Consider the following 20,190-nt stretch of genomic DNA (forward strand, 5'->3'; position numbering starts at 1 on the left):
TTCGCGAGCAAGCCCGCTCCCACAGGGTTCTGTCTATACCGTTACACCACTTAAAGGCGGCAGTTTTGCCAGCTTCAATGCGATCAGCAGCGCAATCACCAGCAGCGTGCCGATAAACAGCCCGATGCCGTTCCAGCCACCCAGATGCCAGAACACCCCACCCGCCGTGCCTGCAATACTCGACCCGGCGTAGTAGCTGAACAGGTACAGCGACGAAGCCTGCCCCTTGGCCTTGGTGGCGCGGCGGCCGATCCAGCTGCTGGCTACCGAATGGGCGCCGAAGAAGCCGAAGGTGAACACCAGCATGCCGATGATCACCAGCGGTAGCGGCGTGAACATGGTCAGGGCCAGGCCGGCGATCATCAGTGCAATGGTGCTCCAGAGCACTTTGCGTCGACCGAGCTTGTCGGCCAGGGCGCCGATTTTCGCCGAGCTGTAGATGCCTGACAGGTACACCACCGAGAGCATCCCGACGAACGCCTGTTCCATGTGATACGGCTCGGCCAGCAGGCGATAGCCGATGTAGTTGAACAGTGTGACGAACGCACCCATCAGCACAAAGGCTTCGAGGAACAGCAGCGGCAGGCCGGCGTCGCGAAAGTGCATGGTGAAACCGTCGAGCAGGCTGCGCGGGTGCAGCGAGCGGGCGCGGAAGTTGCGCGACTCGGGGAGGATTTTCCAGAACACCGCCGCCGCAATCAGGGCCAGGCCGCCGATCACCAGCATTGCCGTGTGCCAACTGACGAAGTCGATCAGCACTCCGGTAATCAGGCGCCCACACATCCCGCCAATCGCGTTACCGCCGATGTACAGCCCCATCGCCAGACCGATGTGTTGCGGGTGGATCTCTTCGCTCAGGTAGGTCATGGCGACCGCCGCCAGGCCGCTCAATGACAGCCCCACCAATGCCCGCATCGCCAGCACCGCGTGCCAGCTCGGCAGCATCGCACTGGCAACGGTGCACAGGGCGGCGGCGAACAGCGCGGCGACCATCACCGGCTTGCGCCCGACGCGGTCGGAGATCGGCCCGGTGATCAGCAGGCCGAAAGCGAGCATGCCGGTGGCCACGGAAAGGATCAGGCTGCTTTGCGCCGCGTTGATGGAATATTCGTGGGACAACAGCGGCATCATCGGTTGTACGCAGTAGAGCAGGGCGAAGGTCGCGAAGCCGCCGCAGAACAGTGCCAGCACGGTGCGCATGAACGCCGGCGTGCCTTTTTCGATGTAGATCTCTTTCAGTTCGACGACGGCATCGTCCAGTGCGGCGGGAGGAGCTACTTGAACAAGCGGGGCGGAAGCGGTTTTCACGGTGGACCTCGGAGGAGCGCAGCCGGTCAGGCAATGAAAAAAGCATATAGCTGGCTAATGATTCAATCCAATATATTGTTCGACCTGTTTGATAGCTTCTACGACCTAATGAGGTTTTCATGGAATTGCGTCATCTGCGCTACTTCATCGCCGTCGCCGAAGAACTGCACTTCGGCCGCGCCGCACAGGTGCTGGGCATCTCCCAACCACCGCTGAGCCAGCAGATTCAGGCGCTGGAACAGGAAGTCGGCGCCCGGCTGTTCGAGCGTACCAATCGTCGGGTCGAGCTGAGCGAGGCCGGTCGGCTGTTTCTGGAGGAGGCGCGACTGGTGTTGGCGCAGGTCGACAAAGCGGCGGATGTCGCGCGACGGGCGCAACTGGGTGAGTTGGGTGAGCTGAAAATCGGCTTCACCTCGTCGGCACCTTTCAACTCGACCATTCCTCAAGCGATCTTCTCATTCCGCCAGCGCTTCCCGGCGGTACACCTGAACCTGCGGGAAATGAGCAGCACCCAGGTGGCCGATGCGCTGGTGGACGAGTCGATTGAAGTCGGGATCATGCGCCCGCTCGGGTTGCCGGACTGCCTCAGCGTGGTCGAGCTGATGCGCGAACCGCTGGTCGCGGTGCTCAGCTCCAAGCATCCGTTGGTAGAGGGCAGCGAGGAGGGCTTGTTCCTGTCAGCCCTGGCGCTTGAGCCCTTTGTGTTTTTCCCTCGCAGCTATGGCAGCGGCTTGTACGCCCAGTTGCTCAGCCTGGCGCGGGATGCCGGTTTCAACCCGCACTTCGCCCAGGAGGCCGGTGAGGCGATGACCATCATCGGGTTGGTAGCGGCGGGGCTCGGTGTGTCGGTGCTGCCGGCTTCTTACCAGCGGATGCGCATTGATGGCGTGGTTTATCGACCGCTGCTGGATCCGGCAGCGGTGTCAGCGGTTTGGCTGGTGCAGCGCAAGGATCAGAAGTCGGCGATGGCCAAGGCGTTTGTGGAGTTGTTGACGCGTAAGCTGACGCCTTGATACTCAATATTATTGAATAGTGGCCTTTAGCCTTTTCCAGATCGGACGATAACCATTTCTGTATTCATCAAACTATGGAGAAACAGGATGTTCAAGCAATTAACCTTCACCGCTTTGCTGGCATTGACCGCTCTGACTGGTGGTTGTGCTTCGGTAAAAATGGCGGATGAAAGCCAGGACGCTCAGGCCAAAACATTCCAAGTGGCCCCGGATAAAGCTCACATCTACGTTTATCGCAACGAAAGCATGGGTGCTGGCGTGAAAATGCCTGTGGCGCTGAACGGCAAGCCTGTAGGAGAGACCGTCGCCAAGTCTTATCTGATGCTGTCAGTCCCGGCCGGTCAGCAGACTTTGGTGTCTTCCGCGGAAAACGATTCGGAACTGAAACTCACCGCTGAAGCTGGCAAAAACTACTTTGTCTGGCAGGAAGTAAAAATGGGTTTCATCAAGGCGCGTAACAGCCTGCAAGTCGTCGACGACAAGACCGGTCGCGCTGGCGTTGCCGAAAGCAAGCTGATTCAGGCTCAGTAAGCTCCATTTCGAGCAGAACTCTCCTTGCTGCCGAAACTCTCCGCGCGGCGTTCCGACGATGGGCTAAAGAACGCCGCGTGTATCCAGGAAACACGCGTCATCGTTAACGACCATCGCGAGCGAGCTCGCTCCTACAGAAGATCAGAAGCTTTACCACTGTTTGTGGGACATTTCTGAACTGTCCCGGACAGGCTACAGCGCCTTGCGGCGCTGCCTACAACTACTCCAGAATCCGCCGGCTTGTGCGCTTTGAGGGCCATCGCTAACTTGAATCGGGTCACTGATGGTCAGTGATCGGGTTTAGTAGCCCGTAGTAAACCGAAGCGCATATGCGCTCCTGATTAGGCAGGTATGTCCATACCTGCCCTTGACGGTGGCTGTGCGCAGGGCGCCTTCGGGCGCGCCGGTTTTCGGTTTACCCGGTCTACTAACCTGCGTACAGCTGCCACCCTTTTGATCAGTAGCGATTCGGTGTGGCCGCCACTTTCAGGACGCTGAATCATGACCCATACGCCAAAGCCACCGGATATCGATCCGGACGCGCCACATCGGCCCAGCCCAATTTTTCTCATCGCCCCCGATATCGACAACCACACCCTGCTGGAATACGCCTGTGTGTCGCTGGCATCAGCCAATGTCATGGCCAGTGACTTCGCCAGAAACCTGAAGGGCTCGCAGGGCCACACACTGTTGGGGATTCAGCAGTCGATCATGTTGGGGGAAATGGCGGTGAATCGGGTGCTGGATAACCTTGATCCACCGTGATCGTCCGGGGCGGCGAGAACCCTTGTAGGAGCGAGCCTGCTCGCGAAAAACGTCCAGGCAACGCGTTCATTCAGGCTGCCCGCGTTATCGTTGACGTCCATCGCGAGCAGGCTCGCTCCTACAGAGGTTTATGGCCAGCGCTTGAAAATCAGCGACGTATTCACCCCGCCAAACGCAAAGTTGTTGTTCATCACGTACCGGTTGCTCATCTGCCGAAACTCGCCGCGCAGGTAGTCGAGTTTGCCGCAGTGCGGGTCGACTTCGTCGAGGTTGAAGGTGTGCACGTAGAGGTCGCGGTTCATCATTTCGATGCTGAACCAGGATTCCAGCGCACCGCAGGCGCCGAGGGTGTGGCCGAGGAAGCTTTTCTGCGAGCTGATTGGCATGTGTTCGCCGAACAGGCTGCTGGTGGCCAGGGTTTCGGCGATGTCGCCCTGTTCGGTGGCGGTGCCGTGGCCGTTGACGTAGCCGATGTCCGAAGGTTTCAGCCCGGCATCTTCCAGGGCCAGTTCCATGGCACGGCGCATGGTGATTTGTTCGGGGCGGGTGGTGTGCTGGCCGTCGGCGTTGCTGCCGAAACCGACGATCTCGGCATGGATGTGTGCGCCACGGGCCAGGGCGTGTTCCAGTTCTTCGAGCACAAGCATGCCGCCACCTTCACCGATCACCAGGCCGTCGCGTGCGGTGTCGTAAGGGCGCGGGCTGCGTTGCGGGGTGTCGTTCTTCAGGCTGGTGGCGTAGAGCGCGTCGAAGACCATGGCTTCGGTCGGGCACAGTTCTTCGGCGCCGCCGGCGAGCATCAACGGCAGGCGCCCGAACTTGATGGCTTCGTAGGCATAGCCAATGCCCTGGCTGCCGCTGGTGCAGGCGCTGGAGGTGGGAATCAGGCGACCGGTGAGGCCGAAGAAGATGCTGATGTTCGCCGCGGTGGTGTGCGGCATCATGCGCACGTAGGAGTTGGCGTTCAGGCCTTCGGCCACCGAGTTGAGCAGCATGTTGCCGAACGCCTTGATCTCGTCGGTGCTGCCGGTCGAGGAACCGCAGGCGACGCCCATGCGCCCGTCCTTGATCGACTCGTCACCCAGCAGGCCGGCGTCGGCCAGCGCCATCTCTGCCGCGCCCACGGCAAGCCGCGAGACCCGGCCCATGCTGCGCAGTTGTTTGCGGGTCCAGTGGCTGGGCACCTTGAAGTCATCGATGGGGCCGGCCAGGCGCGTGTTGAGTTCGGTGAAACGATCCCACTCGTCCATCCGGCGGATGCCGCTGCGGTTGGCCGCGAAGTTGCCGGCGATGGTCTCCCAATCGCTGCCCAGTGAGGTGATGCCGGCCATGCCGGTGACGACGACGCGCTTCATCAGCACAGGCCTCCGTTGACGGCCAGAACCTGCCGGGTGATGTACGAGGCTTCCGCCGACATCAGGAAATTCACCGCACCGGCCACCTCTTCAGGGGTGCCCATGCGTTGTGCGGGGATCATTTTCATCAGCTCTTCCAGCGGCACGTTTTCGTCGAGCATGGCCGTGTCGATCAGGCCGGGTGCGACACAGTTGACGGTGATTTTGCGCTTGCCCAATTCAATCGCCAATGCCTTGGCCGCGCCGATCAACCCGGCCTTGGAGGCGCTGTAGTTGACCTGGCCACGGTTGCCGATCAACCCTGACACCGAGGTGATGCAGACAATCCGCCCGGCGGCGCGACGACGAATCATCGGCATCATCACCGGGTGCAGCACGTTATAGAAACCGTCGAGGTTGGTGCGCATCACCACGTCCCAGTCTTCCTCGCTCAAGGCCGGAAAAGCTCCGTCGCGAGTCAGGCCGGCATTGAGCACCACGCCGTAATAGGCGCCGTGGGTTTCCACGTCTGCTTCGAGGATTTCCTTACAACGGGCGCGGTCGGCCACGTCGAATTGCAGGATACGCGCACGACGGCCCAAGGCCTCGATTTCGGTCTTGACGGTTTCGGCGTCGGCCAGGCCGCTGCGGCAATGCAGCACGATGTCGTGCCCGGCCTGGGCCAGGCGCAAGGCGATGGCGCGGCCGATGCCACGGCTGGAACCGGTGACCAGTACGGATTCAGTCATGACTGGACTCCTTCGGGTTCATGGAGATATTGAGCGGCCTGGGGTGGGCGATACACGTTCAGACGGGCGGTGGCGTGGATCCCCTGGGCGTTGATGTGGCACTCGAACACGCCCATGCCGTTGTCGTCTTCCAGGGAGCGAATCCCGTGGATGGTCAACTCGGTGCCGGCCGGGAAGCTTTCAACGTTGCATTCGAATTTGCGGCTGCCGAGCAGGAAGCCCAATTCCACCGCATCACCGCGCTGACGTGCTTGACAACCGGCGAAGGCGGCCACGCTCTGGGCCATCAGCTCGATGCCGACCCAGGCTGGCAGGCTGCCGTCGGTGAGACTGAACAGGCCATCGGGCTTGACGGTCAGGCGGGTGTGAATCTGCTCTTCATCGAACGCCAGGATCTGATCGATAAGGATCATGTCGCCAGCGTGGGGCAGCAGTTCGGCGAGCGGCCAGTCAATCATGGGGCGTCTCCGATAATCAGGCTGACGTTGTTGCCACCGAAGGCAAAGGAGTTGCTCATCAGGTAGCGGGGTGCAATGGACGTCAGGCGAGTGGCCGGGGTCACCCATTGCAGCGGTGGCAGTTCGGGGTCGGGCTGCCCGTCCCAGACGTGCGGTGGCAGGGCATGCTCGCGATTGTCCGGGCTCAGGCTCAACCAGCAGAACGCCGCTTCCAGCGCCCCGGCTGCGCCGAGGGTGTGGCCGGTCATGGGTTTGCTCGACGAACAGGGTACGCCGGCCGGGAACAGCGTTGCCACGGCCTGGCTTTCCATGGCGTCGTTGTGTGGGGTGGCAGTACCGTGCAGGTTCAGATAAGCGATCTGCTCCGGTTGCAGGTTGGCGCGGCCCAGGGCCTTGCGCATGGCCTGCAGGGCGCCCCGCCCCGTCGGCTCCGGGGCGGAAATGTGATGCGCATCCGAGCTGGCGCCGCTGCCGAGCAAGGCAATCGGTTGATTGTCGCCTGCACGTCTGGTCATCAGGAACAGTACTGCCGCTTCGCCAATGTTGATGCCATTGCGGTTCACCGAAAACGGATTGCAACGCTGTTGCGAGACCGCTTCCAGCGCCGAGAAGCCGTTGAGGGTCAGCTTGCACAAGGTGTCTACACCGCCACACAGCACCGCGTCGCAGATGCCCAGGTCCAACAGGCGCTGGGCGCTCATCAGGGCTCGGGCACTGGAGGTGCATGCCGTGGAAATGACATAGGCCGGGCCGCTCAATTGCAGCCACTCGGCGAGGAAGTTTGCCGGCGCCCCGAGTTCCTGTTGCTGGTAGTCGTACTCCGCTGGGAACCGCTTTTCGCGCAGGTAATGCGCCAGGCCCTGGCTGGCCTCGTCGATACCCGAGGTGCTGGTGCCCAGCACGACACCGACGCGATCGCGCCCGTAAGTCCGGATCGCGCTGTCGATGTCCGGGCGGATTTGCCGCGTGGCTTCCAGCAGCAGCTGATTGTTGCGACTGTGATGGTGCGACATGTCGGCTGGAAGGGTTGCCAGTTTGCCCTGGACCGCTGCGACTGGCAGCGTGCGTTGCGGCACCCACCCGGCTTGTTCGCGCATGCCGCCACAGTCGCCGGCAAACAGGTTGCGGGCAACCTCCTGTCTGTCGCGGCCCAGCGCGCAGACCAATCCGAGGGCATTGAGGTAAGCCGTCATGGCGTTTCACCGCTCAGGGGCGTGACTTGATAGGTCGAACCATTCGCAAGCTTCAATTCAAAATTCTGCGGTTGTGCGTAGCGTATGTCCCAGCGCTCGGGCAGGGACCGTTGTCTGCCGTGCTGCCATGCGGCGGGATAGTTGGCTGCCAGTTCATCTTTCGGCGTAAGGGCAAACAGCAGCGCCGCGAACAGTTCGCGGGCTTGCGGATTGGGCGGCAGGAAGCCATCGGACTCCCAGGTTTTATCGATCAATTTCTGGCGGGCCTGGGGAATGCCCAGCAGATCCATCATCGACCAGCGAATACCAGCCTCTTCACGCTGGACCACCAGCACCCAGTCCAGGCGGTCGTCGGGCTGCAAGAGCTGGATGTGCAGTTGCAGCGGCAACGGCAGATCCGGGGTTTTCTCGGGCAATGGCGCACGGCTGGTGCAGGCGCTGAGCAGCAGGGCCGCGGCGAGTAGCAGAAATCGCAGCATGCCCACTACCCCTGTAGGAGCGAGCTTGCTCGCGATGGCGGCGACAGATCCGGCACCCATGTTGGCTGACCCACCGCTTTCGCGAGCAATCCCGCTCCCACAGGTCGGGTATTCCAGGCGATAGGCATCAAGCATCACACAATTCCTTCAAAAGGTTTGCGCGCCACCACATTCACCAGGGTTTCTTCCCGTTGGCCAAAGGGTTTTGGCTTGCACACACCCAAATGTTCCAGCAGGCCGAAATCCTTGGCGCGACTCCACCACAGGTACGGATAAGACACGTTTTGCGCGGTAAATTCGAAACCCTGCCGGCGAATCATTTGCAGATACTGCTCAGCGCTTTTCTGCACATGCATGGGGTGGCGGAACAACCAGCGGATCACCCAGGTATCAATGTATGCCTCGGTGGATTCGGCGAACAGCAGATAACCGCCGGGCTTGAGCACGCGGTAGAACTCGGCCAGTGCCTGTTCCTGCTCCACCAGATGATGGAAGGTCTGGTGACAGAACAGCAGGTCGATACTGGCGTCCGGCAGCTTGAGGCTGGCGCAGTCACTGCCGATCAACTCCACTTCCATGCCCTGGCGCGCTGCTTCTTCGGCGCTCTGGGTCAGGCTCAGCAGGTCGGCGTCGACGCCAATCAGACGACCGGGCGCAAAGGCCTGGCGCAGCAGCGGGAATGACTTGCCCTGGCCACAACCGGCATCCAGCAGCACCGGGTTGACGGGTAGCGCTTCGCTGAACAGGTTGCACAAGTCGTTGATGGCCGCCCGCAGCACATAGTGTTGCCAGATCCGGCTGCGCAGGAACCACAAACCGAAACGGGTTTCTTCGACGTAGGTGTCGCTCAAGTCGTTCATGACCCATCCCTTGCACAGAATTCCGATATCACCTTCAACCGGCGCCGGGCTTCGCTGACGAACGGGTTGCGCGGGTCCCAGGCATATCCGGCAAGAATGGAACTGATCATCCCGCGGATTTCCGGCGAACTGCTCTCATGGAAAATCACATCCTGGAAGGTTCCGGCGTACCAGCCTTCGACATAGCAACGGAACGTGTCGACGCCGCGTTTGAGCGGTTCGGCGAACTCGGTTTGCCAGTCGACGGCCTCGCCTTGCAACTGGCGGTGCAATACCCCGGCGGCCATGCTCGCCGAACGCATGGCGATCGTCACGCCGGAAGAAAACACCGGGTCGAGGAACTCCGCGGCATTGCCCAGCAGCGCGAAGCCTCGGCCGTGCAGGGTTTTGACGTTGGCCGAGTAACCGCCGATGGTTCGGGCCGCGGTGTCCCACTGTGCATTTTGCAACACGCCGGCCAGGCTTGGCGTCTCGGCGATAAAGCCGCGCAGGCACTCGTCCAGATTATCGCTGCGGCCGGCGAAACGTTCCTCTGCGGCGACCACGCCGACCGAGCAGCGCCCGTTGCTGAACGGGATGGTCCAGAACCACACGTCGCGCTGGGTCGGATGAGTGGTTACGAGGATCTTGCTGCGGTCGAAGGCCGGGTGGTCGATACGGTCTTCGACGTGCGTGAACACGGCCTGGCGCACCGGGAAGTTCGACGGCGCCTCAAGGTCGAGCAAGCGCGGCAGCACGCGGCCGTAACCACTCGCATCGAGCAGGAAACCAGCCTCGATGCGGTACTCGCTGCCGTCTTCGCGGCGCACGCCGAGCTGCGGCTTTTCCGGATCAATGTCGACGCTGACGATAGTTTCGCCATAGCGGATCTCCACGCCTTGCAGCGTGGCCTGATCGGCCAGCAGCTTATCGAAATCGGCGCGCTGGACCTGAAATGTCGTCGATTTGCCGTGGCTGAACGTCTCACTGAAATCGAATGCGCTGTAACGTTCTCCCCAGGCAAACGCCGCGCCGGTTTTCAACTGGAAGCCGGCTGCGTTGACGGCGTCGAGCATGCCCGCTTCTTCGACGAAATCCAGGCAATGGGCCAACAGGCTTTCACCGATGGAAAACCGTGGAAAATGCTGACGCTCGATCACCAGCACATCGTGTCCCTTGCGCTTGAGCAATGCGGCGGCGATGGCACCGGAAGGACCGGCGCCGATGACCACGACCTGGCGAATTTCCATTTCAACGGTTGGCATGGGGGCTCCTTGCCGGGACAGCGGTTTTCAGGGGGATTCGGTGCATGCCGGTCAGGGCTGGCAGCAGTGTAGCGATCAGGCCCATCAGCATCAGTGCAAAGTACAGCGGCGGGCTGATGAGTTGCTGTTGCAGCAGCAGGTTGAGAAAAACGATCTCGCTCAAGCCGCGAATGTTCAGCAGCACACTTTCCCGCCAGCGGCTGGCGCCTTTGAACGAGGCCCCGGCCCAGCCGAGGCCAAGCCAGTTGCCCAACAGTTTGCTGAGCATCGGCAACAGCAGCAGGGCCGCCAATTGCATCCAGCCGAGGCTGTCCATCGCGCTGTGCACGTTGATCTGCACGATGCCGAACGTGAGGATCAACGGGATGGCGATGTACGTCTGCAAACGGCTCATCCACACGGCCGGCAACGGCAGCACCAGCGGCGCCTTCAGTGCGGCCATGATCAACACATAACCGATGCCGAAAATCAGCGCATTGAGCTTGTAGTGTTCAGCGACCACCAGCAGGGCGAAAAAGCCCAGGCTGTAGAGCCACGTCTGGCGCAGGCCCAGCAGCCGCAGCAGTACCGGCAGGCACGCGCCGGCCAGTGGCAGCAACAGACTGCTCAGGTGCAGGCTGCCCTGGGCAATGCCGAACAGGGTCCAGCAGGCGAGGTCGATGAGGATCGCGGTTTGCACCAGACGCCGGGTGGCGGCGGGTGGGTAATCGATGTGCCGCAGATACAGGTACAACACCGGAATCGCGGTGATGGCGAACAGCAGGCCGACGGCCAGCGAGCTGATCCACGGTTGCGGCGGCAACCACCAGACGGCTGTGGCCAGGCCGCAGGCAAACGGAATGCAAAAGCTGGGCAGGGCGATTTTCAGGCTTTGGCGATCCAGTTGCAGGTCGATCACATCGCTGAGGATGTAGCCCAGCAACAGGGCAAAGCTCAGGCTGTAGACGTTCTTCAGCCAGCCCGGTGACACCAGTTGCGCACCGCTCAATTGCCAGTGGGGCTCGATCCAGAAATACATCAACAGCGGCAAGCCGAGGGTCGCCAGCAACAACTGGCTGACGATGGGAATCAAACCGAAATGCCGGCCGACATGGGTCGCCACCGCGAACAACGCCAGTGCCATCGCCCAGAACAGCACGACCATCACGTTGCACGCTCCACGGCCGCGGGTTCATGCACCTGTCGACCGGCCCATGGCGCGAGCAGGAAGCTGAAGAACAGGCCCAGGCTCACCGACAGTCCGAAGTTGCTCACCGCCGGGGTGCTCGACACCGCCAGCAGGCCGAACGACAGCCAGGTGGTCAGCGCCGCGAGCAGGGCGCCCAGCAGGCTCACGGCCGCGCCGCCGACTTGTTCGCGCATCAGGATCGCGTAATCGACGCTGATCGCCGTCACCAGCAGCAGGCCGAACAGGCTGAACAGGGTCAGCGGCTGTCCCAGCCAGCCGAGGCTGGCCAGGCTGCACAACGCCGCCAGCAGCGGCAGGGACACGATGCGCAACGCACCGCCGAGGCCGAAGGGCAGGATCAACACCAACACGATCAGCACGCAGGAGGCGAGTTTCAGTTCTGCGGCACTGATTTGGGTAGCCGCGAAGACGTTGTTCAATTCCCCCAGTCGATCCACCAGTGTCACGCCGGGCAGATCCTCACCCTGGAGCCGCAGCAGGGCCGGGTTGTTGATGCCTTGCAGACTGACCATTGCCGCCACGCCGTCATCGGTAGGCCCCAGCCACAGGGGCCGGTAGGGTTCTGCCAACGGGCCGGTGAGTGCGGCGTCGATGTCCACGGTCGGCAATGCCTGTAACTTCGTCAGCTCGGCTTGCAGTGCCTCACCCGGTATGCCGATGTCGAGCAACGGCTGCCAGAACGACGGCAGTTTGTTCAACGCTTCGCGCACCTGTTGCTGTTCGTTCGGCGGGCTGACCAGTTGATTGAGCGACAGATAGCCCTGGAGCTTTTCCAGGCCAATCAATTGATCCAGCCGCTCGCGCAGGGCGTTCTGGCGTTCTAGCAGTTGCTGCTGATTGGCGGCGCGTATCAGGAAGAACTGGCTGGTGGGTTGATAGCCGGTGATCCGTGCAATGGTCCGGGCTTCATCGGTCAATTGTTGAGGTGCGCCGATCCACTGGCGGATGTCGTTTTTGCTGCTCAGCTGTAACAGGCCGCCCACGCAAAAGGCGATCAGCAGTGCCAGCAGTACCGGTGTTTTCGCCTGTCTGAGCAGCGCTTCACGACAGCCCAGCAAATGCTCGCAAACGCGCAATGGCCACTGCGCCGGGCGCAGGTCTACACCCTTGAGCAAGGCCGGCAGCAGGCACACTGCAGACAAATAGGCACCGAGCAAACCGGCGGCAGAGAACACGGCGATCTGGGTCAGCGCCGGGAAGGGTGTCCAGGCCAGGGCCAGGTAGCCGATAGCGCTGGTGATCAGGCTCAGGGTCAACCCCGGCAGGGTCAGGCGCAGGGCAGGCCAGCTGTGCCAGGGTTTCAGGCTCCAGCTCTTGGACAGGTAGTGCAGCGGGTAATCGACCGCAACACCGATCAGGCTCGAACCCAACACCAGTGTCATCACGTGCATATGGCCGAACGCCGCCACGCAGGCCACCGCACCGAAGAGCATGCCCACCAGCACCGGCACGAACGCCAGCAAGACGCGCCAGCGCCGGAAGGCCAGCAGCAGCAACAACAGAATCCCGAGGGTGGCACCGCCACCGACCCAGGTCATCTCCCGGCTGGCCTGCTGTTGCCCGTTGGCTGCGTACAGCAAGCCGCTGGCGGCGAGCAGTTGCACGTCGTGCCGTGCGGCTTCTTCGCGGCTGTGCTCGAGCAGGTCGGCCACTTGCAGCGGCAGGTTCATGTCGAAGGCGTTGCCGGTGGTGCGCGCGCGCAGCAGCACCCAGCTCTTGCCATCGGCATCGGCAATCAAGGCGCCGCTGCCGATGTCCAGTTGCACCGAACCGCGTTGCGGCTGGCTGTTCTGGATGCGCCCGGTCAGGCCCAGCCAGTCATCCTGGCTCGGTACCAGGCTGTAACCGTTGAACGGGTCGAACAATGCCTGAACCCGTTGCTGGACAAAGAGATCGGGGTGCTCGACCAGCAGTTGTCGGTCCGCCGCCGAGAGCATCGCCAGGCGTCCTTGCAGCAATTGCGTGCGCAACGCCGGCAAGTCGGCTTGCAGGGTCCACTGGACCTTTTCGAACAATCCGCTGGCCAGCCATTGCTCGCCGAGGGTCTGCGCCATGGCGACGGCCTGCTGGCGATCGGTGTGGCCGACCAGCACCAGCATTTCGCGATTCAGTGGATCTTGCATGCGTTGTTCGGCACGCAGTTCCAGGGCATCGGGCGCCGTGCCGGGTACCAGTTCCATCAGATTGGCCGACAGCGGCGCGCCGTCACGCCATTGCCAACCGGCGAGCGCGAGCACTGCCAGCAACAGGATCAGAAACAGCCGTGGCAGAAATCGTTCACTCGGCAAAGTCATGTTGCTCCGCGTCGCTCAGCGGTTGGGTGCCAGTGCTGTCCTGCATGCGCAACAACGTGCTGTCGCCCTGGGTTTCGAGCAGTTCGATGCTGTGTACCAGTTCTGCGCCAGCGATGTTGATCTGGTTGAACACCTGCTTGAGCAGCATCGAGCGCGGTACCAGCGTGAGCTTCCAGTTCTGCGCGTCGCCGCTCAGGGACAACTCGAAATCCCGTTGCAGGCCGCTGCTGTCGCCTTGCAGTACGGCCAGGAACAAACGGTTCTGCTCGGCACCGGCGCTTTTACCCGGCAGCATTTGCCAGACAATGCCGTCACGCCGGGCAATGCCTTTGGCGTTGATGCGATAGTCCTGTTGCAGTGGCGTTTTCAGTAGCCACAACAAGCCGTGGTTTTTTGCCAGGACGAACGTGCCCTTGCTGACCAGCGGCTGGGGCAGGGCGCGCAGGTGTTTTTCCTGGATGAAATTGCCGTGGATGACGTCGGGCCTGGCCAGTTGATCGCTGAGTTGTTGCAGATCGAAGGCGTTGGCCAGCCCTGGAATGCCCAGTAACACGCAGAACACTGTAGGAGCGAGCTTGCTCGCGAAAAACCTGAGAGCGCCACGGGGTGTCAGATGCCCAGCGTCATCGTTGACGACCATCGCGAGCAAGCTCGCTCCTACAGGAGAACGGGGGTGGCAGAAAATCATGGCAGGGCTCTCTCGACAGCATCGGTAAAGACCTTCGGCGAGGCCAGTTGCATCTCGCGGCTGGCGAGGTCGACGGCGACCTGTATCGACATGGCCCGGGTCAAGCGTTCACCGGTTTGCAGATCGCTGATCAGGTAGTTGATCTTCAAACGGTTCTCCCACTCCACCAGGTTGGCGCGCACGTTCAGTTTCTGGCCGAACACCGCGCCGCGCACATAGCGCAATTGCAGGTCGATCACCGGCCACGCGTAGCCTGACTCGTTCATTGCGGTGTAGTTGTGGCCGATCTTGTCCAGCAGCGCACAGCGGGCGACTTCCAGGTACTTGACGTAATGGCCGTGCCAGACCACGTGCATGCTGTCGACGTCAAAGAACGGTACGACGATTTCCGTGTCGGTGTGCAGAAATCCCTTGCTACGCATGCAGCCTCCAGTGTTGTTCGGCGATGCGTTGCAGGCACAGGCGCAATTCGCCTTCCAGCGCGCGGTCTTCGATGACCGGCGGGAAATCCCTGGCCAGCGCTTCGTGCATGGCGGCCAAGGCGGGTGGCAGTGGTCGTGCATCTTCGGCCTGGCCGCGCAGCCAGACACCCTGGTTAGCCGCCAGCAACGTGGCGGCCGCTACCTGTTCGGTGAGCTCCAGCACGCGGATCGCATCCCGGGCGGCGATGGTGCCCATGCTCACTTTGTCCTGGTTGTGGCATTCGGTGGAGCGCGAAAAGACGCTGGCCGGCATGGTGTTCTTCAGTGCTTCGGCGGTCCAGGCACTGGTGCCGATCTGCACTGCCTTGAAACCATGGTTGAGCATGGCGCGGTCAGCCGTGGCGCCGGACAGGTTGCTCGGCAAGCCATGGTTATAGCGCTCATCCACCAGCAGCGCGAGTTGCCGATCCAGCAGGTCGGCGACGTTGGCCACGAGGTTTTTCAGGCTGTCCATGGCGAAGGCGATGTGCCCGCCGTAGAAGTGCCCGCCGTGCAGCACGCGCTCGGCTTCGGCGTCGATGATCGGGTTGTCGTTGGCGCTGTTGAGCTCGATCTCGATGAACGAGCGCAGCCAGTTCAGGCTGTCGGCCAGCACGCCCAGCACATGGGGCGCGCAGCGCAGGGAATAACGGTCTTGCAGGCGATGCAAGGGCGCGGTTGGTGCGTCGATGGCCAGATCCTTGCGCAACCACGCGGCGACCTGCATCTGCCCCGGATGTGGCTTGGCGGCGAACAGGCGCTCGTCGAAGTGCTCGGGGTTGCCTTGCAGGGCGACAACATTGAGCGCAGTGATGCGCGTGGCCAGTTGCAGCAGGTAATCGGCGCGGGCATAAGCCAGGCACGCCAGACCGGTCATCACGGCGGTGCCGTTCATCAATGCCAGGGCTTCTTTCGGACGCAACACCAGTGGCTGCCAGCCGAGTTCGCGGTGCACATCGGCAGCCTGTCGGCGTTCGCCGCGGAACATCACTTCGCGTTCGCCGGACAGCGTGGCGGCAACGTACGAAAGCGGCGTCAGATCACCGCTGGCGCCTACCGAGCCTTCTTCCGGGATCAGCGGCAGGATGTCGTGTTCAAGGAACGCCTGCAGGCGCTCCAGCAGTTCCACGCGTACCCCGGAAACACCGTGGCACAACGACTGCAAACGCGCGGCCAATACCGCACGGGTAGCCTGGGCGTCGAGCAGTTTGCCCAGCCCGCAGCCGTGGAAGGTAAACAGATGACGGGGCAGCGCCTCGACGTGATGCAGCGGTACCGCGACCACGCAGGAATCGCCATAACCGGTGGTCACGCCGTAGATCACGCCTTCCTTGTCCAGCAGGGAGTCCAGAAAGCGCGCGCCCTTGGCGATGCGTTCACGGTACTCAGGGTCGCTCTGCAACTGCGTCGGCGCCTGGCGGTTGGCCAGGGCCAGCACATCTTCAATGCGCAAGGGGCGTTCGCCGAAGGTTACCGGCTCAAGCGTTGGCGTCGTCATCGGTCTTCCAGAAAGGGTAAAAGTTGAACCATTGTCGGGGCGCTTCGAGGCAATAGTGACTCAGGCGCTCGGCATAGCGGGAGGCCCACTGATGAATGACCTGCTCGCGGTCGCTGCGCTTCCAGGTGATTGCGTCAGCGAGCGGTTCAATGGTCAGTCGATAGTCGCCGTCGGGCTTTTTCAGGCACAGCAGCAGGTTGATCGGGCATTTCAGCAGGCCGGCCAGCAGCCATGGACCCTGGGGGAACCTGGCCGGATGGCCGAGGAAATCCACGGTCACGCTGCGCCCGCCATGCAGCGGCACGCGGTCGCCGGCAATCGCCAGCCACTCGCCGCGCTCCAGGCGTTCACTCAGTTGCAGCATGATCCCGGGATCCAGTTCGCTGACCTGAATCAGGCGCAAATTGGTTGCCCCGGCTTCACCCAGCAAACGGTTGAATTGTTCGGCGTGCTTGGTGTGCACCAGCACGTTCATCGTGACTTTCTCGCCGAGCTCCGCCAGTGCGCGGCAGACTTCCAGGTTGCCCAGGTGCGCGCCCACCAGCATCTGCCCGCGGGCACCGCGCAACTGGTCGCGCAGCAGCGCCGGGTCGACGATTTCGATTTGCTCGATGCTCAGCCGGCCGTTCCAGACGTCGAGTTTGTCGAGCATGGAGTCGGCGAAGGCCATGAACTGGCCAAACACACGCCAATGGCTCGGGCGCAGCTCGCTACGACCGCTCCAGTCGGCCAGGCGTTGCTGGTATTGCCAGGCACTGTGGCGTGCGCTGCGGCCGAACAGGAAAAAGTACAGAACGATGCCATACAGCAACGGGCTCAGCAGCCGACGGCCCAGCACTTTGGCGCCGAACGCGGTGAGCTTCATCAGCCAGAAACTGCCGCGCTCCTCGCGGTCGGCCCAGTGTTGCTTGTCTGCGCTCATGCCCGCCACCGTCGCCAGAGGATCACTGGCGCACGCAGCAACATGCCGAAGAACAGCCGCGTATGCATGCTGGAAATCAGCACGTTGTCGTGGAACATACGAAAATGTGAAACGCCGTCCAGCGGGTAATGGACTCTGGTTTGCAGCCATTGCATCGGCTGATTGCGCCAGGCCAGGCGCACCAGGATGTCCGAGTCAAAGTCCATGCGCTTACCGATTTTCGCTGACTCGATCAACGCCAGAACCGGTGGCAACGGGTAAACCCGGAAACCGCACATGGAGTCGCGAATCTGCAACGACAGGGTGTTGATCCAGACCATGACGTGAGTCAGGTAGCGAGCATATAAACGGCCTTTCGGCACGCTGGCGTCATATTGCGGATAACCGCAAATCACCGCCTGTGGATGGCGGCGTGATTGTTCGATGAAGCGTTTGACGTCCTGCAAATCGTGCTGGCCATCGGCATCCACTTGCAAGGCATGGCTGAAACCCAGGCGCGACGCTTCGCGCAAGCCGGTCATGACTGCGCCGCCCTTGCCCTGGTTTTCCGCGAGTCGGATCAGGTAAACCATTTCCCGCTGGGCCAGGCGATCCAGCACCCGGGCGCAGCGCGGGCTGCTGGCATCGTCCACCAGAATGCATGGCAGGTTGCTGGCGATCAGGGCATCGACCACCGTGGTGATGGCGCTTTCGTGGTTGTACACGGGGACGATGGCGCAGGGACTATGCATGCGCTGCCTCCAGCAAGATCCGCCCGCTTGAGCAGGTAGCGGTTTCGTTGCGGTAGGCGAAATACAATTTGCCGCGCGCCGGGTCGAAGCGCAGGTGCAGCTGGATTTCATCTCCAGGGCGCACCAGTTGCTGGAACTTCAAGACTTCCATGCCGGCGAATTTTTTCGGCAGGTTCATCAATTGCTGACCCAGGCTCATCGCCCACTCCACCTGCACCACGCCAGGCAATACCGGCGCCTTGGGGAAATGGCCGCTGAAGTAGGCCAGGTCCGGTGGTACGGCCAGTTGCAGGCTCCACTCGCCATTGCTTTCGACTTGCTCCAGCACCTCCGGGGCTTTGGGGCGCGGCGCCAGCAGCAGGGCGTTGACGTCGGCCTGGGGCAGTTTGCCCTGAGCGTTCAGCGGCAGTTGTCGCAGCAGGCGCCAGCGTCTTGGCAGGGCCAGGGCTTCGCAGTGTTGGCTCAGGTGTTGGCGCAATGGTTCGGTGAGGCTGCGTCGGCCCTGATTGCGCAGCACATGCAATCCGGCCTCGCTCAGCACCAACAGCGCTCCCAGGGAGGCACGGTTTTCCTGAACGACGCCGAGCCGCGCTTCGACAACCCATTCATGGGCCATCAGCGCCTGTTCCAGCATCGGCAGCGAGATGCGTTTTTCTTCCAGTTTGACGATCCGGTCCAGTCGCCCGAGCAATTCGAAGCGACCATCGGCGGCGATGCGCGCTGAATCGGCAGTCTGTTCGACATGGCCGCCAGGCAAGTAGGGCGAAGCGATCAACAGCGCGCCATCGCTGTCTTGAGTCAGCGTGACATCGGCAAACGGCCGCCAGAGTTCAGCGCCCTGACGCCAGGCGATGCCACCGGTTTCCGAACTGCCGAAAATTTCCGTTGGCCATTGCCCCAAACGCTCATGCAGGCCCTTTGCGGCCTCGACCGGCAATGCGCCGCCGGAGGAAAACACCCGGCGCACGGCGCCCAAGGCCGGCCAGTCGAGGTTGTCGCCCATGCGCTTGAGCAGCGCCGGGCTGGCCACCCAGGCGAAGGCCGGGTACTCGCGGCTGGCGCGTTGCAGGTCTTCCGGAAAGGCCAATTGCCGACGTACGAACGGGCGCCCGGCGCACAGCGGCCACAGCACCCGGAACAACAATCCGTAGATGTGCTGGGTGGCGACGCTGCCAATGATGCACGCCGGGCCCAGGCCAGAGCCCCACAGCTGTTCAAGGGCTTCGACCTCATTGGCCAGTTGGCGCAGGTGTTTTTCGATGCGCTTGGGTTCGCCACTGGAGCCTGATGTGCACAGGCTGAGTTGGCAGTGATCGAGGTCCAGCGCCACCGCACTCAGCGGGGGATGACGAAAGTCGCTCAGGTGTGCATCGTCGGGGTGATCGCTCAGCCACAGATCAACTTCGCCTGACCAGCGTTGGCGGGTCTGCGGTTGCAGGTCAGACGGCAGCAGCACGCTGACCCCGGCACGCCAGGCGCCAAGCAATGCGATCGCCAGGTCGGCCGCATCCTCAAGGTGTACGGCCATCTGTCGCACGCCCCGGGCTTGCAGGCCGGCAGCCAGGCGCAGCGCCTGTTCGCACAGTCGGGCGTGATCCAGCGCCGGACCGGTCGTTACGGCACGGTCCGGCTGGGCCTTGAGCAGCAGGTGCTCAAGTTTTATCCAATTCATGGGTGGCCTCGTACCCTTATTCGTATGAGCCATTCAATGGCAAACATCAGGCCTATCAATCCGTAGGAAATCAGGCCGGTGTACAACGTCCACCAGCTCAGCGGCGCCCAGAGGGTCAGGGCGGCGGCACACAAACCGTTGCAAAGAAAAAAAACGCTCCAGGCGATGGTCACCTGACGGGTATAGCGAATGCCCTCGGCCGGCAATTGCGGCTCGCGTACCCTGGCCAGGCGCTCGACGATCGGCGGGCCGAATGTCAGGCTCGAGCCGAACAGCACCAACATGAAGCTGCTGATCAACACTGGATACCAGCGCAATAGCGCCGGGCTGTCGAACAGTGCCAGCAACAGGCAGAACACAATGGCCACCGTCGCCATCCACAGGCTGCCAGGCCGTCGTTTGCCGGTCAGCGCCCGGGCCAGCCACAGTCCGCCCAGCAGCAGGCCGAACTGCCAGGGGGCGAAATGCTCCATGCCGAAATACACCGCAAAGGGATACAAGAGGCCTGCCAGCAGCAGGCCGAGGCCAATCAGTCGACTCATGCGGCCGGTTGAACCAGACGGTAGACCGCCTCGACCACGTCACTGACGGTACGCACCGATTTGAATTCTTCGGCGGCGATTTTCTTGCCGGTCTGACGTTTGATGTGATCAATCAGGTCGACCGCGTCGATGCTGTCGATTTCCAGGTCCTGGTACAGGTTGGATTCCAGGCTCACACGCTCGGGGTCCAGTTCGAACAGCTCGACCAGGGCATCGCGCAGGGTGTTGAAAATGTCGTCACGAGTTTGCATGGTCCGGT

The 20,190-nt window shown here is 62.2% G+C and carries 21 protein-coding genes; 3 read left to right on the top strand and 18 right to left on the bottom strand.

The window, feature by feature from the left end:
* Nucleotides 1–33 precede the first annotated feature (33 nt).
* Nucleotides 34–1,260, bottom strand: a complete 1,227-nt coding sequence (locus ACCD00_RS07040) for an MFS transporter (RefSeq protein ID WP_413423249.1) — start codon at nt 1,258–1,260, stop codon at nt 34–36.
* A gap of 167 nt (nt 1,261–1,427) precedes the next feature.
* Here ACCD00_RS07040 and ACCD00_RS07045 point away from each other — a divergent pair, with 167 nt between their 5' ends.
* The 3 genes from ACCD00_RS07045 to ACCD00_RS07055 all read left to right on the top strand — a co-directional run bounded on the left by ACCD00_RS07045 (nt 1,428) and on the right by ACCD00_RS07055 (nt 3,617).
* Nucleotides 1,428–2,321, top strand: a complete 894-nt coding sequence (locus tag ACCD00_RS07045; RefSeq protein ID WP_413423137.1) for a LysR substrate-binding domain-containing protein — start codon at nt 1,428–1,430, stop codon at nt 2,319–2,321.
* 87 nt (nt 2,322–2,408) lie between these two features.
* Nucleotides 2,409–2,852, top strand: a complete 444-nt coding sequence (locus tag ACCD00_RS07050) for a DUF2846 domain-containing protein (RefSeq protein WP_413423139.1) — start codon at nt 2,409–2,411, stop codon at nt 2,850–2,852.
* A 501-nt stretch (nt 2,853–3,353) separates the two neighbouring features.
* A complete protein-coding gene (locus ACCD00_RS07055; protein ID WP_413423141.1) occupies nt 3,354–3,617 on the top strand; it encodes a DUF6124 family protein in 264 nt (87 codons plus the stop codon).
* A gap of 128 nt (nt 3,618–3,745) precedes the next feature.
* Here ACCD00_RS07055 and ACCD00_RS07060 read toward each other — a convergent pair whose 3' ends face one another.
* From ACCD00_RS07060 to ACCD00_RS07140, 17 genes are read right to left on the bottom strand one after another with little or no spacing between them, the layout of a single operon-like run.
* The gene (locus ACCD00_RS07060; RefSeq protein WP_413423143.1) at nt 3,746–4,972 is read right to left on the bottom strand and encodes a beta-ketoacyl-ACP synthase; all 1,227 of its coding nucleotides are present in this window, start codon (nt 4,970–4,972) and stop codon (nt 3,746–3,748) included.
* Entirely contained in the window at nt 4,972–5,700 is a 729-nt protein-coding gene (gene fabG / locus ACCD00_RS07065) for a 3-oxoacyl-ACP reductase FabG (protein WP_413423145.1), read from the bottom strand. The genes ACCD00_RS07060 and fabG overlap by 1 nt, the downstream gene beginning before the upstream one ends.
* Nucleotides 5,697–6,158: a hotdog family protein gene (locus ACCD00_RS07070; protein ID WP_413423147.1), complete on the bottom strand. Its 462-nt coding sequence runs from the start codon at nt 6,156–6,158 to the stop codon at nt 5,697–5,699. The genes fabG and ACCD00_RS07070 overlap by 4 nt, the downstream gene beginning before the upstream one ends.
* Entirely contained in the window at nt 6,155–7,351 is a 1,197-nt protein-coding gene (locus ACCD00_RS07075) for a beta-ketoacyl-[acyl-carrier-protein] synthase family protein (protein ID WP_413423149.1), read from the bottom strand. Before ACCD00_RS07075 ends, ACCD00_RS07070 begins: the two co-directional genes overlap by 4 nt.
* Nucleotides 7,348–7,965, bottom strand: coding sequence for a hypothetical protein (locus tag ACCD00_RS07080; RefSeq protein WP_413423151.1), 618 nt, complete (start codon nt 7,963–7,965; stop codon nt 7,348–7,350). Before ACCD00_RS07080 ends, ACCD00_RS07075 begins: the two co-directional genes overlap by 4 nt.
* Entirely contained in the window at nt 7,965–8,690 is a 726-nt protein-coding gene (locus ACCD00_RS07085) for a class I SAM-dependent methyltransferase (protein ID WP_413423153.1), read from the bottom strand. Before ACCD00_RS07085 ends, ACCD00_RS07080 begins: the two co-directional genes overlap by 1 nt.
* Nucleotides 8,687–9,934: an NAD(P)/FAD-dependent oxidoreductase gene (locus ACCD00_RS07090; protein ID WP_413423155.1), complete on the bottom strand. Its 1,248-nt coding sequence runs from the start codon at nt 9,932–9,934 to the stop codon at nt 8,687–8,689. The genes ACCD00_RS07085 and ACCD00_RS07090 overlap by 4 nt, the downstream gene beginning before the upstream one ends.
* On the bottom strand, nt 9,921–11,078 hold the full coding sequence (locus ACCD00_RS07095; RefSeq protein ID WP_413423251.1) for a sodium:proton antiporter: 1,158 nt from the start codon (nt 11,076–11,078) through the stop codon (nt 9,921–9,923). The genes ACCD00_RS07090 and ACCD00_RS07095 overlap by 14 nt, the downstream gene beginning before the upstream one ends.
* Nucleotides 11,078–13,417: an MMPL family transporter gene (locus tag ACCD00_RS07100; protein ID WP_413423157.1), complete on the bottom strand. Its 2,340-nt coding sequence runs from the start codon at nt 13,415–13,417 to the stop codon at nt 11,078–11,080. The genes ACCD00_RS07095 and ACCD00_RS07100 overlap by 1 nt, the downstream gene beginning before the upstream one ends.
* The gene (locus ACCD00_RS07105) at nt 13,401–14,105 is read right to left on the bottom strand and encodes an outer membrane lipoprotein carrier protein LolA (protein WP_413423159.1); all 705 of its coding nucleotides are present in this window, start codon (nt 14,103–14,105) and stop codon (nt 13,401–13,403) included. The genes ACCD00_RS07100 and ACCD00_RS07105 overlap by 17 nt, the downstream gene beginning before the upstream one ends.
* Nucleotides 14,102–14,527, bottom strand: coding sequence for an acyl-CoA thioesterase (locus ACCD00_RS07110; RefSeq protein ID WP_413423161.1), 426 nt, complete (start codon nt 14,525–14,527; stop codon nt 14,102–14,104). The genes ACCD00_RS07105 and ACCD00_RS07110 overlap by 4 nt, the downstream gene beginning before the upstream one ends.
* Complete coding sequence (locus ACCD00_RS07115; RefSeq protein WP_413423163.1) at nt 14,520–16,064, bottom strand: HAL/PAL/TAL family ammonia-lyase; 1,545 nt, start codon at nt 16,062–16,064, stop codon at nt 14,520–14,522. The genes ACCD00_RS07110 and ACCD00_RS07115 overlap by 8 nt, the downstream gene beginning before the upstream one ends.
* Complete coding sequence (locus tag ACCD00_RS07120) at nt 16,045–16,986, bottom strand: glycosyl transferase (protein ID WP_413423165.1); 942 nt, start codon at nt 16,984–16,986, stop codon at nt 16,045–16,047. The genes ACCD00_RS07115 and ACCD00_RS07120 overlap by 20 nt, the downstream gene beginning before the upstream one ends.
* The gene (locus ACCD00_RS07125) at nt 16,983–17,717 is read right to left on the bottom strand and encodes a glycosyltransferase family 2 protein (RefSeq protein ID WP_413423167.1); all 735 of its coding nucleotides are present in this window, start codon (nt 17,715–17,717) and stop codon (nt 16,983–16,985) included. Before ACCD00_RS07125 ends, ACCD00_RS07120 begins: the two co-directional genes overlap by 4 nt.
* The gene (locus ACCD00_RS07130; RefSeq protein WP_413423169.1) at nt 17,710–19,389 is read right to left on the bottom strand and encodes an AMP-binding protein; all 1,680 of its coding nucleotides are present in this window, start codon (nt 19,387–19,389) and stop codon (nt 17,710–17,712) included. The genes ACCD00_RS07125 and ACCD00_RS07130 overlap by 8 nt, the downstream gene beginning before the upstream one ends.
* On the bottom strand, nt 19,386–19,931 hold the full coding sequence (locus ACCD00_RS07135) for a hypothetical protein (RefSeq protein WP_413423171.1): 546 nt from the start codon (nt 19,929–19,931) through the stop codon (nt 19,386–19,388). The genes ACCD00_RS07130 and ACCD00_RS07135 overlap by 4 nt, the downstream gene beginning before the upstream one ends.
* A complete protein-coding gene (locus ACCD00_RS07140; RefSeq protein WP_007992314.1) occupies nt 19,928–20,182 on the bottom strand; it encodes an acyl carrier protein in 255 nt (84 codons plus the stop codon). Before ACCD00_RS07140 ends, ACCD00_RS07135 begins: the two co-directional genes overlap by 4 nt.
* Nucleotides 20,183–20,190: the final 8 nt, after the last annotated feature.

It is taken from the genome of Pseudomonas sp. Pseusp3 (assembly GCF_047304225.1).
Lineage (GTDB): Bacteria > Pseudomonadota > Gammaproteobacteria > Pseudomonadales > Pseudomonadaceae > Aquipseudomonas > Aquipseudomonas fluorescens_CD.

Excerpts from the sequence above, each read along its gene's own strand:
- ACCD00_RS07135 (WP_413423171.1), bottom strand. The coding sequence starts at position 19,931 with ATGAGTCGACTGATTGGCCTCGGCCTGCTGCTGGCAGGCCTCTTGTAT.
- ACCD00_RS07090 (WP_413423155.1), bottom strand. The coding sequence starts at position 9,934 with ATGCCAACCGTTGAAATGGAAATTCGCCAGGTCGTGGTCATCGGCGCC.
- ACCD00_RS07130 (WP_413423169.1), bottom strand. The coding sequence starts at position 19,389 with ATGAATTGGATAAAACTTGAGCACCTGCTGCTCAAGGCCCAGCCGGAC.
- ACCD00_RS07115 (WP_413423163.1), bottom strand. The coding sequence starts at position 16,064 with ATGACGACGCCAACGCTTGAGCCGGTAACCTTCGGCGAACGCCCCTTG.
- ACCD00_RS07120 (WP_413423165.1), bottom strand. The coding sequence starts at position 16,986 with ATGAGCGCAGACAAGCAACACTGGGCCGACCGCGAGGAGCGCGGCAGT.
- ACCD00_RS07095 (WP_413423251.1), bottom strand. The coding sequence starts at position 11,078 with ATGGTCGTGCTGTTCTGGGCGATGGCACTGGCGTTGTTCGCGGTGGCG.
- ACCD00_RS07055 (WP_413423141.1), top strand. The coding sequence starts at position 3,354 with ATGACCCATACGCCAAAGCCACCGGATATCGATCCGGACGCGCCACAT.
- ACCD00_RS07100 (WP_413423157.1), bottom strand. The coding sequence starts at position 13,417 with ATGACTTTGCCGAGTGAACGATTTCTGCCACGGCTGTTTCTGATCCTG.
- ACCD00_RS07060 (WP_413423143.1), bottom strand. The coding sequence starts at position 4,972 with ATGAAGCGCGTCGTCGTCACCGGCATGGCCGGCATCACCTCACTGGGC.
- ACCD00_RS07080 (WP_413423151.1), bottom strand. The coding sequence starts at position 7,965 with ATGCTTGATGCCTATCGCCTGGAATACCCGACCTGTGGGAGCGGGATT.
- ACCD00_RS07110 (WP_413423161.1), bottom strand. The coding sequence starts at position 14,527 with ATGCGTAGCAAGGGATTTCTGCACACCGACACGGAAATCGTCGTACCG.
- ACCD00_RS07075 (WP_413423149.1), bottom strand. The coding sequence starts at position 7,351 with ATGACGGCTTACCTCAATGCCCTCGGATTGGTCTGCGCGCTGGGCCGC.
- ACCD00_RS07125 (WP_413423167.1), bottom strand. The coding sequence starts at position 17,717 with ATGCATAGTCCCTGCGCCATCGTCCCCGTGTACAACCACGAAAGCGCC.
- ACCD00_RS07045 (WP_413423137.1), top strand. The coding sequence starts at position 1,428 with ATGGAATTGCGTCATCTGCGCTACTTCATCGCCGTCGCCGAAGAACTG.
- ACCD00_RS07070 (WP_413423147.1), bottom strand. The coding sequence starts at position 6,158 with ATGATTGACTGGCCGCTCGCCGAACTGCTGCCCCACGCTGGCGACATG.
- ACCD00_RS07050 (WP_413423139.1), top strand. The coding sequence starts at position 2,409 with ATGTTCAAGCAATTAACCTTCACCGCTTTGCTGGCATTGACCGCTCTG.
- fabG (WP_413423145.1), bottom strand. The coding sequence starts at position 5,700 with ATGACTGAATCCGTACTGGTCACCGGTTCCAGCCGTGGCATCGGCCGC.
- ACCD00_RS07105 (WP_413423159.1), bottom strand. The coding sequence starts at position 14,105 with ATGATTTTCTGCCACCCCCGTTCTCCTGTAGGAGCGAGCTTGCTCGCG.
- ACCD00_RS07140 (WP_007992314.1), bottom strand. The coding sequence starts at position 20,182 with ATGCAAACTCGTGACGACATTTTCAACACCCTGCGCGATGCCCTGGTC.
- ACCD00_RS07085 (WP_413423153.1), bottom strand. The coding sequence starts at position 8,690 with ATGAACGACTTGAGCGACACCTACGTCGAAGAAACCCGTTTCGGTTTG.